The 12,439-nt window shown below is 73.4% G+C and carries 12 protein-coding genes; 3 read left to right on the plus strand and 9 right to left on the minus strand.

All coding sequences use genetic code 11. The features are described 5' to 3' along the window. Nucleotides 1-45: 45 nt before the first annotated feature. Nucleotides 46-783: a peptidyl-tRNA hydrolase gene (locus OG294_RS09490; RefSeq protein WP_327066010.1), complete on the minus strand. Its 738-nt coding sequence runs from the start codon at nucleotides 781-783 to the stop codon at nucleotides 46-48. A 9-nt stretch (nucleotides 784-792) separates the two neighbouring features. Further along, nucleotides 793-1,713: a hypothetical protein gene (locus OG294_RS09495; protein WP_327066011.1), complete on the minus strand. Its 921-nt coding sequence runs from the start codon at nucleotides 1,711-1,713 to the stop codon at nucleotides 793-795. Between the two features lie 102 nt (nucleotides 1,714-1,815). Here OG294_RS09495 and OG294_RS09500 point away from each other — a divergent pair, with 102 nt between their 5' ends. After that, entirely contained in the window at nucleotides 1,816-2,187 is a 372-nt protein-coding gene (locus tag OG294_RS09500; protein ID WP_327066012.1) for a YbjQ family protein, read from the plus strand. A 55-nt stretch (nucleotides 2,188-2,242) separates the two neighbouring features. On the opposite strand, the gene paaE is transcribed toward OG294_RS09500, so the two are convergent. The 7 genes from paaE to OG294_RS09535 all read right to left on the minus strand — a co-directional run bounded on the left by paaE (nucleotide 2,243) and on the right by OG294_RS09535 (nucleotide 10,199). Next, nucleotides 2,243-3,310 carry a 1,2-phenylacetyl-CoA epoxidase subunit PaaE gene (gene paaE, locus OG294_RS09505; protein ID WP_327066013.1) on the minus strand — a complete coding sequence of 356 codons (1,068 nt, stop codon included), beginning with the start codon at nucleotides 3,308-3,310 and terminating at the stop codon, nucleotides 2,243-2,245. Next, nucleotides 3,310-3,804, minus strand: coding sequence for a 1,2-phenylacetyl-CoA epoxidase subunit PaaD (gene paaD / locus OG294_RS09510; RefSeq protein ID WP_327066014.1), 495 nt, complete (start codon nucleotides 3,802-3,804; stop codon nucleotides 3,310-3,312). Before paaD ends, paaE begins: the two co-directional genes overlap by 1 nt. Further along, nucleotides 3,798-4,673, minus strand: a complete 876-nt coding sequence (gene paaC / locus OG294_RS09515; RefSeq protein ID WP_327066015.1) for a 1,2-phenylacetyl-CoA epoxidase subunit PaaC — start codon at nucleotides 4,671-4,673, stop codon at nucleotides 3,798-3,800. Before paaC ends, paaD begins: the two co-directional genes overlap by 7 nt. Before the next feature lie 11 nt (nucleotides 4,674-4,684). Then, nucleotides 4,685-4,972, minus strand: a complete 288-nt coding sequence (gene paaB, locus OG294_RS09520; RefSeq protein WP_327066016.1) for a 1,2-phenylacetyl-CoA epoxidase subunit PaaB — start codon at nucleotides 4,970-4,972, stop codon at nucleotides 4,685-4,687. Next, entirely contained in the window at nucleotides 4,965-5,894 is a 930-nt protein-coding gene (gene paaA / locus OG294_RS09525) for a 1,2-phenylacetyl-CoA epoxidase subunit PaaA (protein ID WP_327066017.1), read from the minus strand. The genes paaB and paaA overlap by 8 nt, the downstream gene beginning before the upstream one ends. A gap of 147 nt (nucleotides 5,895-6,041) precedes the next feature. Next, nucleotides 6,042-7,247, minus strand: coding sequence for a M20 family metallopeptidase (locus OG294_RS09530; RefSeq protein WP_327066018.1), 1,206 nt, complete (start codon nucleotides 7,245-7,247; stop codon nucleotides 6,042-6,044). Nucleotides 7,248-7,691: 444 nt separating this feature from the next. Beyond that, on the minus strand, nucleotides 7,692-10,199 hold the full coding sequence (locus tag OG294_RS09535; RefSeq protein WP_327066019.1) for an RICIN domain-containing protein: 2,508 nt from the start codon (nucleotides 10,197-10,199) through the stop codon (nucleotides 7,692-7,694). A gap of 261 nt (nucleotides 10,200-10,460) precedes the next feature. On the opposite strand from OG294_RS09535, the gene OG294_RS09540 reads away from it, so the two are divergent. Together OG294_RS09540 and OG294_RS09545 are read left to right on the plus strand one after the other, a co-directional pair. Next, complete coding sequence (locus OG294_RS09540) at nucleotides 10,461-11,483, plus strand: aldo/keto reductase (protein ID WP_327066020.1); 1,023 nt, start codon at nucleotides 10,461-10,463, stop codon at nucleotides 11,481-11,483. A gap of 89 nt (nucleotides 11,484-11,572) precedes the next feature. Next, entirely contained in the window at nucleotides 11,573-12,211 is a 639-nt protein-coding gene (locus OG294_RS09545; protein WP_327066021.1) for a TetR family transcriptional regulator, read from the plus strand. Nucleotides 12,212-12,439: the final 228 nt, after the last annotated feature.

Below are 12,439 nucleotides of genomic sequence, written 5' to 3' on the forward strand. Positions count from 1 at the left end.
GCGGGGCCGCCGCCTTCCAGGTACCGGCGAGTCGTGGCGTACTGCTCACGGGCGCCGAAGGCGCGGGGTGGGGCAGTAGCGCTCGCCCCCCTCTACGGCGACAGTCGGCCCGGGGGCGATCTCGGTGAAGCCGGCGTCGTGCACCACCGGCAGCCGCCCGTCCGTCAGCTCCGCCCAGCGCCCCGGCTCGGCGGTGCGCACGGCGAGCGCGAAGCCGTTCGCGGCCCACTCCTTGCGCTGCGGCTCGTCCAGCTGCCACCAGGCGAGCTGGGCGGCATGGCCGGTCTGCGCCATCGTCTTGCCGGCGCTCATCTCCAGCTCGGGGTTGAGCCAGAGCACCGGCAGCCCGGGGTCGACCGCGGGCGGCTGCCAGTCCTCGGGGTCGCTCAGCTCGGTGCCGGAGACCTGGAGCTTGGCCAGCTCCTTGGGCCAGCCGTCCAGCGGGATCGGCGGGAAGACCCGCACCTCGGCGCTGCCACCGGTGACGGTGATGCCGGGCAGCTCGCCGGCCTTGCGCCACTCGCCGCCGCGGGCCCGCCGCACCACCTTGCGGATCCGGGCGTCCTCCCAGGCCGCCACCGCCTCGGCCCACTCGCCCTCGCCGCTCACCCGCTCGTCGGCGAGGAAGGTGAGCACCGCGCGGGCCGAGGTCTCCAGGGCGTCGGTGCGGGCGGGCGGCTCGCTCTTCTCCAGCCGGACGACCAGCGGCAGCACGTACTGCGGCCGGGCGTCGCGGTCCACGGGGTCGGCGGCGGGGCTCGGGGCGTCGAACGGTGAGGTCACCTGGACAGGCTACCGGCGGTAGCCGCGACCGGGCTCCCGCTCCTCGGCCTCCTCGTACGGCAGGAACCAGCCCTCGGGGTGGGTGGCGGACAGCAGCGCCTCCAGCCGGGCCCCGCTGTCCTCCTCCGCCTCCTGGCCGGCCATGTCGTAGACGCCGAGCAGCTCGTCGGCGCAGCCGTCCCAGTCGTAGTCGTACAGGTCGGCGGGCAGGTCGCCCATCAGGTCGGCCACCGCCTGGGGCTGGGCGCCCAGCAGCGAGCGGGCGTCGGACAGCGCCAGGCGCAGCGCCAGCTCCTCGCCCGGGCAGCGCGGCAGCGGCCACTCGCCCAGGCCGAGGTCCTCGGCGAGGTCGTCGAAGGCCCGGGCCATGGCCCGCCGCCAGGACCGGTGCATCCGCCAACTGCGCTGCGGCAGGCGGGCGAAGACGGCCCAGTCCTGGTCGTCCTCGTCGTTCACCGGCTCGTCGGCGTGCTCGTCCAGGTCGTCGTAGGCGGCGTCGGCCAGGGCGAGCAGCTGGGTGTGCAGCAGGCAGGCGGTGCGCGGGGTGAGGGTCCAGTCGCCCGCCTCGCCGTCCTCGCCGTCCAGCGGGAAGAGCTCGGCGAAGTCCGGCGCGAAGTCCTCGGTGGCGCTGATCTCCAGCGTGCCGCCGAGCGCCTCGATGCCGGGCAGCGAGCCGATCAGCCGGTCCGGGTGGAGCAGGGCGCCGAGGGCGGCGTGCGGGTCCTCGGACACCTCGCGCAGCAGCTCCAGGCGCTGGGCCGCCGGATCGATCCCGGAGAAGTCGAGCTCCTCCACGGCGGCCATCGCGGCAGCGCGCAGCGCCGGCCAGTCGGTCACCCGGATTCCGAGCACCACGGTGGCCTCGACCTCCAGCGCTCCCGGATTGTCCGTCGCGCCCGGCCCCTGCGGATGATCACGTCGCTCGCCCATGCGCCTACGGTACGGCTTTTCGCGGCGCCGCTCACCGGTGCGGCCCCAGGTTTTCGGGCGCGGCTACCGGACACGGCCCAACCCACCGTGCAGTATGACGAGATGAGCAACCTTGACGAATATGGCGGCGGTCCGACGGCGAACGCGGATGTGCTGGTGGTGACGACCAATGACGTGCCCGGCCACCGGGTCGAGCGGGTGATCGGGGAGGTGTTCGGGCTCACGGTGCGCAGCCGGCACCTGGGCACCCAGATCGGGGCCTCGTTCAAGTCGATGCTCGGCGGCGAGCTGAAGGGCCTGACCAAGACCCTGGTGGAGAGCCGCAACCAGGCGATGGAGCGGCTGGTCGAGCAGGTCAGGGCGCGCGGCGGGAACGCGGTGCTGGCGATGCGGTTCGACGTCACGGAGGCGGCTGATCTGGGGACCGAGATCTGCGCCTACGGCACCGCCGTGGTGATCGGTCCGGCCGCCTGACGCAGCACGACGAACGGTCCCGCCCGTGCCGGTGCACGGGCGGGACCGTTCGTGCTCAGGCGTCGTAGTCCACCGTCACCTTGTCGGTGACCGGGCGGGCCTGGCAGGTGAGCACGTAGCCGGCCGCCAGCTCCTTCTCCTCCAGCGCGAAGTTGCGGCGCATCTCGACCTCGCCCTCGGTGACCTGGGCGCGGCAGGTGCCGCAGACCCCGCCCTTGCAGGCGAACGGCAGGTCGGGGCGGGAGCGCTGGGCGCCGTCCAGCACGCTGCGGTCGCGCGGCAGCCGCAGCGTGCTGCGCCGCCCGTCCAGCACCACGGTCACCTCACTGGTCCCCTCGGCACCGGGCTCCTCCTCCGCGCGCTCGGAGACCGGCTCGTCCTCGGCGTGGAACAGCTCCTGGTGCACCGCCTGGGGCGCGACCCCGAGCCCGGCGAGCAGCGCGCGGGCCTCGGCCACCATCTGGAACGGGCCGCAGAGCCACCAGTGGCCGACCGCCGGCACGTCCACCAGCGCGGTCAGCAGCGCCCGCACCCGCTCGGCGTCCAGCCGTCCGCTCAGCAGCTCGGCGTCCCGGGCCTCCCGGGAGAGCACGTGGACCAGCTCGAAGCGCTCCAGGTAGCAGTCCTTCAGGTCGGCCAGCTCGTCGGCGAACATCACGGTGTCACTGCGGCGGTTGCCGTAGAGCAGGGTGACCGTGGACTCGGGGTGGGCGGCCAGCACGGTGCCCGCGATCGAGACCATCGGGGTGATCCCGGACCCGGCGGCCAGCAGCACGTGCCGGGCCGGGCGGGAGAGGTCGGCGGTGAAGGCGCCCGCGGGCGGCAGCACCTCCACGGTGTCGCCGGGTGCGGCCCGCCGCACCAGCTGCTCGGAGAAGAGCCCGCCGGGCACCTCGCGCACCGCGATCCGCAGCGGCCCGCCGACCGGGGAGCAGATCGAGTACGAGCGCCGCTCGTCGCCGGCCTCGGTCAGCTGCCGCAGGGTCAGGGTCTGTCCGGCCTGGAACACGTACTCCTCGCCGAGTCCGGCCGGGACCTCGAAGGTGACGGCCACCGCGTCGTCGCACAGCCGCTCCAGGGCGGCGATCCGCAGGGGGTGGAACTGCGCACGGCGGGGCGCCATCAGATCTCCTTCATGCGTTCGAACGGCTCGCGGCAGGCTCGGCAGCGCCAGAGCGCCTTGCAGGCGGTGGAGCCGAACCGGGACAGCTCCTCGGTGTCGGCCGATCCGCACTGCGGGCAGTCCACCACCAGCCGGGTGGGGCCCAGCTGCAGCAGGCCCGGGGCCGCCGGGGACGGCGGCGCGATCCCGGCGGCGGCGAGCTTGGCCCGGCCGGACTCGGTGATCAGGTCGGTGCTCCACGGCGGGTCCAGCCGCAGCCGCACCCGCACCTCGGCGAAGCCGGCCGCGCGCAGCCGCAGGTCGACGTCGGCGGCCATCTCGGCGACGGCCGGGCAGCCGGAGTAGGTCGGGGTGAGCCAGACCGTCACGGCGTCGCCGTCCCGCTCGACGCCCGCCAGCACGCCCAGCTCGGCCAGGGTGATCATGGGCAGCTCGGGGTCGGGGACGGCGCCCGCGATCCGGGCGGCGTCCGGCGCGGCCAGGGTGCTCACCATGTCGCCCCCGGGTGCTCGCGGGCCACGCACTGCAGCTCGGCCAGCAGCGGGCCCAGCGCCTCGGTGTGCACGCCGTCCCGGCCGGCCCGCCCGCCGATCCGGGCCAGCGGGCCCGCGCTCGGCACGGTCAGCCGGGCCTCGGCGATCACGGCGGCGAGCTCGGCGAGCACCGGCTCGCGCAGCCCGGCCGGGTCCAGCCCGAGCCGCAGCTCGACCTCGTGGGCGGTGAACAGCTCCTCCAGCAGCGGCCAGACCGCGTCCAGGCCGGCCTGCATCCGGGCCGCGGAGTGGGCGGTGCCGTCGCCCAGGCGCACCGTCCAGGCGGCGGCGTACTCCTGGTGGTAGGCCAGCTCCTTGACGCCGCGGGCGGCCACCGCAGCGAGCACCGGGTCAGGCCCGGCGGCCAGCCGCTCGTAGAGGGCGCGGCGGGCGGTGGCGAAGAGCAGCAGGCGGGCGATCGAGAAGCCGAAGTCACCGTTGGCCAGCTCCACCAGGCGCACGTTGCGGAACTCGTGCTCGGCGCGCCAGTAGGCGAAGTCGTCCTCGGTGCGCCCGGTGCCGTCCACCTGCCCGGCCCGGGTGAGCAGCAGGCGGGCCTGGCCGAGCAGGTCGAGGCCGAGGTTGGCCAGCGCCACCTCCTCCTCCAGCTCGGGCGCCCGGGTGCACCACTCGATCAGCCGCTGCGCCAGGATCAGCGCGTCGTCCCCGAGCAGCTGGCAGTAGAGCGAGAGGTCGGCTCCGTCGACCTCCGGCGGCACGGAGGTGTCGACGCCGAGCAGCGGGTCGGCGAAGCCGGTGCCGTAGGCCCAGCGGGCCTCGGCCTCGTGATCGCCTTCGGCGAGCGTCAGGTAGACGTGATCGTCCGTCATGGGGGCCCCCGTCAGATGTGCGGGACATCCTCGGGGATGTCGTAGAAGGTGGGGTGGCGGTAGACCTTGTCCCCGCTGGGCTCGAAGAACGGGTCGCGCTCGTCGGGCGTGGAGGCGGTGATCGCCTGCGAGCGGACCACCCACAGGCTCACCCCCTCGTTGCGGCGGGTGTACAGGTCGCGGGCCGCGAGCAGCGCCATCCGGTCGTCGGCGGCGTGCAGCGAGCCGACGTGGACGTGGTTGAGGCCGCGCCGCGGGCGCACGAAGACCTCGTAGAGCGGCCAGGACTGGTCAGACATGGGACTCCTCACGCTTCTTCGCATAGGCCGCGGCGGCCTCGCGGACCCAGGCGCCCTCCTCGTGGGCGGCCCGGCGGCGGTCGATCCGCTGGGTGTTGCACGGCCCCTGGCCCTTGATCACCCGCTGCAGCTCGGACCAGTCGGGCTCGCCGAAGTCCCAGCCGCCGTGCCCCTCGTTCCAGCTCAGCGCGGGGTCGGGCAGCGTGACGCCGAGGTGCTGGGCCTGCGGAACCGTCATGTCGACGAATCGCTGGCGCAGCTCGTCGTTGGTGTGCCGCTTGATCCGCCAGGCCATCGACTGCGCGGTGTTCGGCGAGTCGTCGTCCGGCGGGCCGAACATCATCAGCGAGGGCCACCACCAGCGGTCCACCGCGTCCTGGACCATCCGCTGCTGGCCCTCGGTGCCGCGCATCAGGGTCATCAGCAGCTCGAAGCCCTGCCGCTGGTGGAACGACTCCTCCTTGCAGATGCGCACCATCGCCCGCGCGTACGGGCCGTAGCTGCAGCGGCAGAGCGGGACCTGGTTGCAGATCGCCGCGCCGTCCACCAGCCAGCCGATCACCCCGACGTCGGCGAAGGTGAGCGTCGGGTAGTTGAAGATCGAGGAGTACTTCTGCCGCCCGCTGATCAGCTTCTCGGTCAGCTCCGCGCGGTCCACGCCCAGCGTCTCGGCGGCGGCGTAGAGGTAGAGGCCGTGGCCCGCCTCGTCCTGGGCCTTGGCCAGCAGGATCGCCTTGCGGCGCAGCGAGGGGGCCCGGGTGAGCCAGTTCCCCTCGGGCTGCATGCCGATGATCTCGGAGTGCGCGTGCTGGGCGATCTGCCGGATCAGGGTCGCCCGGTAGGCGTCGGGCATCCAGTCGCGCGGCTCGATCCGCTGCTCGGCGTCGACCACCGCCTCGAAACGCTCGGCCAACTCAACCATGAGAAATCCTCCCGACTGACCGTTCGGTCGGTTCCATTGTGTAGCCAGTGACCTACGGATGACAAGCACGGACGGATCACCTGCCACAACGCCCGAGGGCGGACCCGGCAGAACCGGGCCCGCCCTCGGGATCGGGGGTGCGGGAGGCTAGCGCGCGCCCAGCCGGGGCAGCGGCATCGCCAGCAGCCCGGTCAGCAGCGCGAGCCGGGGCGCCAGCTGGTCCAGCGCGATGCGCTCGTCGCGGGCGTGCGGCCCGGCACCCACCGCGCCCAGGCCGTCCAGGGTGGGCAGACCCCGGGCGCCGGCCAGGTTGGTGTCCCCCGCGCCGCCCGCCGGGGCGCCGTCGACCTGCTGCCCGAGCGCGGCGGCCAGCGAGCGCACGTGGTGCAGCAGCGCGTTGTCGCCGGCCCGCTCGGGCCAGGCGGGGCGGCTGGAGAGCACCTCGGTGCGCACCAGTGCGCCCGGACGCAGCGCGGTCAGGTGGGCCAGGCTGTCCAGCGTGCTGCGCTGGGCCTCGGGCGTGGAGAAGCGCAGGCCCAGCTCCGCCTCGGCCTGCCCCGCCACCACGTTCGCCCGGGTCCCCCCACGGATCCGGCCGGTGTTGAGTTCGGTGCCCGGCTGGTGGGCCAGGTCGCGCACCGCGACCAGCTGGTCCACCAGCTCGTCCACCGCCGAGGTGCCGTCCTCGGGGTGGTTGCCGGCGTGCGCCTCGTGGCCGGTGACCGTCAGCCGCACCCGGGTCGAGCCCCGGCGCGCGGTCTTCAGCCGGCCGTCCTCGTGCGGCGGCTCCAGGCCCAGGACGGCGGCGGCGCCGGGGAACTGGCGCTCCACCACGCGGCGGCCGTCCGGGCTGCCGACCTCCTCGTCCGCGGTCACCACCACCCGCACCGAGTGGTACGGGCGCAGGCCGAGGTCGGCGAGGAGGGCGAAGGCGCCTTCGAGAAGGGCCAGACCGGCCTTCATGTCGAGCACGCCAGGTCCGCTGAGCACGCCGTCGTGCTCGCTGACCGGCCAGTCCGCCAGCGTGCCGGCAGGCCAGACGGTGTCGTGGTGCCCGACGAAGAGCAGATGCGGAAGGCTCTCGTCCTGGCCCCGCCAGTGCAGTTGGAGGTGGTCGCCGGCCGCGCCCGGCACCCGGCGGACCTCGGCGCCGGTGGCCCGGTAGCCGGCCGACAGCTCCTCGGCCAGGTTGTTCAGGCGGGTCGCGTCGCCGCTCGGCGATTCGATGGCGGCCAGCGCGGCGCACCGGCGGCGGATGCCGGCGGAGCGCGCCTTGGCCTGGGCGGCGAGGGTGCCCGGCAGACCGGGCAGCGCCTCGGTCCTGGAGGCGGGGTCGGCCGGCGGGGTCGTCACGCGTTGGCTCACCGGGCACCTCCGCGGCGGCAGTCCGTACTCAGCGTGTCGAGAGCCGGCCGGGCACGCCACGTGGTTGGTGGACGGAGAACCCCTGGTGCGATTGAGCAGTGTGGTGCGGTGGAACGGCTGGTCGGCATACGTCCTCCTTGCTCGATCCGGCGGCCCCGCAGGCGCGGAACCCCCCGTGGACACCGGCCTCCGGGCAGCGGAGGCCGAAGTGAGCCTAGAAGAACGCCTCGCTCCCCGGCGAGGTGGCCCTTCACAGCGGCCATCTCCCACGATGGACCTGCCGGGGCGCCTCGGCATGATGAACCGCCACAAGTGAACGAATCCTCGGCCCCGCCGTGGAGCCGGCCCGCCCCCGCCGATCCACCGGCCCCGGACACGGCCTGGGGCCTGTCCGGCGGATCCGGACAGGCCCCAGGGCTTCTCTGACGCGCGCTAACCGACCGGGGCGAGTTGCCAGGTCTGGTTGGCGCCGCCGTTGGGCGGCCACTGTATGGCCGGGGCGCCCATGGTCAGCGAGGCGCCGGAGACGTCGACCAGCTCGCCGTCCGAGCGGGACTCCAGGGTGTAGCGACCGCCGCCGGCCGGCACCACCAGCCACTGCTGGTTGGTCCCGCCGTTGGGCGTCCACAGGTCGAGCTGGGTGGCCGGCACCGTCGTGATGTTCGGCACGTCGAGCGCCTTGCCGCTGCCCACGCCGGTGATCGTGTAGTAGCCGTCCCCAGTGCTGGTCAGCCGCCACTGCTGGTTGCTGCCGCCGTTGCCGGTCCACTGGATGATCGGGGTGCCGTCGGCGGTGCCCTGGTTGGAGGCGTCCAGCAGCTGGCCGCTGTTGCCGTTGACCAGGTTGTAGGTGCCGTCCAGCGCGGTGCTGGTGCCCGGGGTGATGGCGAGGTTGCTGAACTGCGCGTTGTAGTAGCCGCCGGTGCCGAGCGCGATCTGGCCGGCGCCGTAGGAGCTGTCGGTGACGGAACCCAGGGTGACGCCGTCCAGCCGGGCGGTGAGGGTGCTGCCCTGGAAGCCCAGCTCGACGTGGTGCCAGGTGTTCAGGCCGAGCGGGGCGACGGTGCCGGAGGCCAGGGTGGTGAAGCTCCAGCCCTGGCCGTCCTTGAGGATCGTCCAGGCGCCGTTGTCGCCGACCCGCAGGTTGTAGGCGTTCAGACCGCCGTTGTTGCGGCCCTGGGTGCCGACCCGGCCCAGCAGTTCGGCGGTGCCCGACTGTTGCAGCAGGACGTCGGCACTGACCGTGTAGTTGGTCCAGCTCAGGTCGCCCATGGTGGTGTAGGGCTGGTCGCCGGTCTCGTCGGTCCACCGGATCGGGGTGGTCCGGGCCTGCTGCTGCAGGCAGTTGCCCGGTCGGCCGCCGGCGCACGGCTCGGTCTCGAAGGCGCCGTTCATGGCACTGAAGTAGCGGGCCTCCTGACCGGTCCCGGTGCCCGCGAGGCTGTCCTGGTAGGGCAGCGCGAGCAGGCCGCGCTGCGGGGAGGTGGCGGTGCCGGCGCCCTGCCCGGTGGTGGTGGTCACGGTGTAGACGTGGCCGGGCTGGAGGGTCAGCTGGTAGCCGCCGGCGCTCGGGGTGAGGTCCGGGCCCGGGACCAGGTGGTCGGTGGAGTAGTTGGAGGAGAAGTCGGTGGACCAGACGTGCAGCGCGCCGGCGGGCAGGCCGCCGGTGACGTTCAGCGTCACGGTCTGCGGGGCGGTGGCGTCCAGCGCCTCGATGACGGTGCTCCAGGCCGAGCGGTCCGGCGCGGCGTAGCTGACGTAGCTGCCGTTCGCGCGGTTGCCGCCCAGGTAGCCGGAGGCGGTGTCCAGGTACTGCCAGCCGGGCGCGGTGAACTGGGTGGTCTGGGCGATCGCCCAGGCGCTGCGGCCCACCGCGTAGGCACCGGACCAGGGCTGGTTCGCCGTCACCAGGCCCATCGTGTTGAAGCCGAGGTTGGGGTAGAGGGCGGCGACCACCGGCCAGTTGATGAAGGCGGTGAGCTTGGCGTCCAGGTAGCCGCGGTTGATCCCGCGCACGATCGGGCCGGCCCCGGTGTCGGCGTCCTCCGATCCGTTCTCACTGGCCCACAGCGGTTTGCCGGTGGCCAGCGCGTCGGCGGTACTGCTGCAGCTGGTCATCGCGGACATGTAGCCGCAGGGGTAGTGGGTGCCGACGATGTCGACGGCGCCGTTCAGCGCGCTGTCGGAGCGCATCGAGGTCGCGATGGCCCAGGTGTCGTCGGCGCCGACCACCTGGGTGCTGCCGTAGCCGTTGGCGGCGAGGGCGGCGTGCAGGTTCTCGTACCAGGTGGCGTTGTAGCCGCGTTCGTTCCAGCCGCCGAGGTAGTCGATGGACAGGCCGTGCTGCTTGGCGCAGCCGAGCCAGCTCATCAGGTAGTCGATCATGTCCTGCGACCAGAAGTTCCCGTTGCCGATCCAGCCGGGGGCGCCCCAGGAGAGGGCGTAGAGCTTGATCGCGGGGTTGCGGGCCTTGGCCTGCTCCATCAGCCACCACTCGTAGCCGTTGTTGCAGTCGATGGTGCCGCGGGTGTGCTCGATGGAGGACTCGGCGCCGTCGGTGGAGTTGGTGTCGCCGCCGACCTCGGCCTTGAGGATCTGCAGCGCGGCGCCGTAGCCGGGCTTGAAGAGGTAGTCCAGGATCTGGCTGCGCTGGGGCTCGGGGTAGTCGAGCAGCAGGCGGGAGTTGCCGCCGCCGCCGCTGATCGCGCCGACGCCGTCGAAGGTGCGGCCGGGTGAGGTGCCGTCGACGGTGATGGCGGTGGGAGCGAGCGCGGCGCGGGCCCCGGGGGCGGCGGGGGTGGCCGGGGCCGGGGCGGCCTGGGCCCGGCCGACCAGCAGCGCGAGGCAGAGCGCGAAGCAGAGGGCGAGGACGGCGGCGGGGGCGCTGCGTCCCAGAGGGCGGGCGGAGCGAAGGGGCGGGGTGCGGGGGTCGGTGCGCATCAGGTGCAGTCCTCCCGTGGTTCGCCGTGGGGGATTGTGAGCGCTGCTCACGGTAAATCGAACGATACCGAGCAAAAGCAAACGGTAGGGATCGACTGACTGGGCGTCAAGAACTGTGCATTGATCGACAGTTCCGCATGTCGGGATGGGTGATGGCAGATAACACTCGACAGATGACCGATGACAGATATTGAAATCTGTCAGCCGTCATGCCAATGTTGTCATCGCAAGCACCCAGCACGACCGCCCCGGAGGCAACCCATGACCGCCATCGCCACCCGCAAGCTCGGCCGCACCGGCCCCGTCACCTCCGCGCTCGGCCTGGGCGCGATGGGCATGTCCGACCTCTACGGCCCGGCCGACGAGGCCGAGAGCATCGCGACCATCCACGCCGCACTGGACGCCGGGGTCACCCTGATCGACACCGGCGACTTCTACGGCATGGGCCACAACGAGCTGCTGATCAGCCAGGCGCTGCGCGGACGCGACCGCGCCTCGGTCGAGCTCAGCGTGAAGTACGGCGCCCAGCGCGGCCCGGACGGCTCCTGGATCGGCGTCGACACCAGTCCGGCCGCCACCAAGACCGCCCTCGCCTACACGCTGCGCCGCCTGGGCACCGACTACGTCGACGTCTACCGCCCGGCCCGGCTCGACCCGAACGTCCCGATCGAGGAGACGGTCGGCGCCATCGCCGAGCTGGTCAAGGCCGGCTACGTGCGCCACATCGGCCTCTCCGAGGTCGGCGCCGCCACCCTGCGCCGGGCCGCCGCGGTCCACCCGATCAGCGACCTGCAGATCGAGTACTCGCTGATCTCCCGCTCGCTGGAGGCCGAGGTACTGCCCGCCGCCCGCGAGCTGGGCATCGCCGTCACCGCCTACGGCGTGCTCTCCCGTGGCCTGCTCAGCGGCCACTGGAGCGCCGACCGGGCGATGGCCGGCGGCGACTTCCGCGGCCACAGCCCCCGCTTCCAGGGCGAGAACCTGACCCACAACCTCACCCTGGTCGAGGCGCTGCGCCGGATCGCCGAGGCCAAGGGCGCCACCGTCGCACAGGTGGCGATCGCCTGGGTGGCCGCGCAGGGCCAGGACATCGTGCCGCTGGTCGGCGCCCGGCGCCGCGAGCGGCTGGCCGAGGCGCTCGGCGCCCTGCGGATCGAGCTGACCGGCGCCGACCTCGCGGCCATCGAGGCGGCCGTCCCGGCCGGAGCCGCGGCCGGCGACCGGTACGCTGCCGAACAGATGGCCTCCCTCGACAGCGAGCGGAGCGCGCCCGGCGCGCACTGAGTCGACCGGTCGGCCCCGGGCAGCCCGCCCCGGGGCCGACCGGCAGGGCCGTCGACCCACCCGCCGGACCAGTAAGGACGTAGCACTCCGTGACCCCCGAGACCACCCTCACCCCCGAGCAGATCCTGAGCGCGGCGGAGGACGTGCTGCGCCGGTTCGGCCCGGCCAAGGCCACCGTGGTCGACATCGCCCGCGCGCTCGGGGTCAGCCACGGCAGCGTCTACCGCCACTTCCCCAGCAAGGCCGCGCTGCGCGAGGCCGTCACCCAGCGCTGGCTGGACCAGGCGCACGAGAGCCTGCACTCGATCAGCATCGAGACCGGCCCGGCCGGCGAGCGGCTGCACCGCTGGCTGAGCACCCTGTTCGCCGCCAAGCGCAAGAAGGCGCTGGACGACCCGGAGCTGTTCGCCACCTATCTGACCCTGGTCGCCGAGCACAGCAACACCGTCGACGCGCACCTGCAGACGCTCACCGAGCAGATCGCGCACATCATCCAGGACGGCATCTGGCAGGGCGAGTTCAGCCCGGTGCCGGTGGCGCCCACGGCCCGCGCGGTGTTCCAGGCGGGCTCGCACTTCCACGACCCCGGCTACGCCGGCGAGTGGGCCGACGAGCGCCGCTCGGCGACCGACTTCGAGGCGCTGTGGGCGCTGCTGCACGCCGGCCTGCGCGGCCCCTGGGGCACCCCGGACGCCCCCGCGTCGAAGCCGCGCACCGCCGGGAAGTGACGGCCCGTCATCAGGTTGATCGCGAACCACTCCAGTTGGTCCGTGAGTTGAGCGTTTCGGGCAGGTAAAGGATGCTGCCCGCACCTTGCCGCTTGACGTGAACGCGCACTAGCGTCTGCCCCACACCAGCCCAGCCCTGACCGGCGGGACAGGTGTGGGGCCTTCTTCTGTCATGACCGTGCCACCCCGCTGACCTCAGCGCGGTGCCGTGCGGCGCCGGACGGTCGG

Source organism: Kitasatospora sp. NBC_01302 (genome assembly GCF_035976515.1).
GTDB lineage: Bacteria > Actinomycetota > Actinomycetes > Streptomycetales > Streptomycetaceae > Kitasatospora.

Bases quoted from the DNA above. Each gene is read 5' to 3' on its own strand.
- OG294_RS09495 (WP_327066011.1), bottom strand. From the start codon at position 1,713: ATGGGCGAGCGACGTGATCATCCGCAGGGGCCGGGCGCGACGGACAAT.
- OG294_RS09500 (WP_327066012.1), top strand. From the start codon at position 1,816: ATGAGCAACCTTGACGAATATGGCGGCGGTCCGACGGCGAACGCGGAT.
- paaE (WP_327066013.1), bottom strand. From the start codon at position 3,310: ATGGCGCCCCGCCGTGCGCAGTTCCACCCCCTGCGGATCGCCGCCCTG.
- paaD (WP_327066014.1), bottom strand. From the start codon at position 3,804: ATGGTGAGCACCCTGGCCGCGCCGGACGCCGCCCGGATCGCGGGCGCC.
- paaC (WP_327066015.1), bottom strand. From the start codon at position 4,673: ATGACGGACGATCACGTCTACCTGACGCTCGCCGAAGGCGATCACGAG.
- paaB (WP_327066016.1), bottom strand. From the start codon at position 4,972: ATGTCTGACCAGTCCTGGCCGCTCTACGAGGTCTTCGTGCGCCCGCGG.
- paaA (WP_327066017.1), bottom strand. From the start codon at position 5,894: ATGGTTGAGTTGGCCGAGCGTTTCGAGGCGGTGGTCGACGCCGAGCAG.
- OG294_RS09535 (WP_327066019.1), bottom strand. From the start codon at position 10,199: ATGCGCACCGACCCCCGCACCCCGCCCCTTCGCTCCGCCCGCCCTCTG.
- OG294_RS09540 (WP_327066020.1), top strand. From the start codon at position 10,461: ATGACCGCCATCGCCACCCGCAAGCTCGGCCGCACCGGCCCCGTCACC.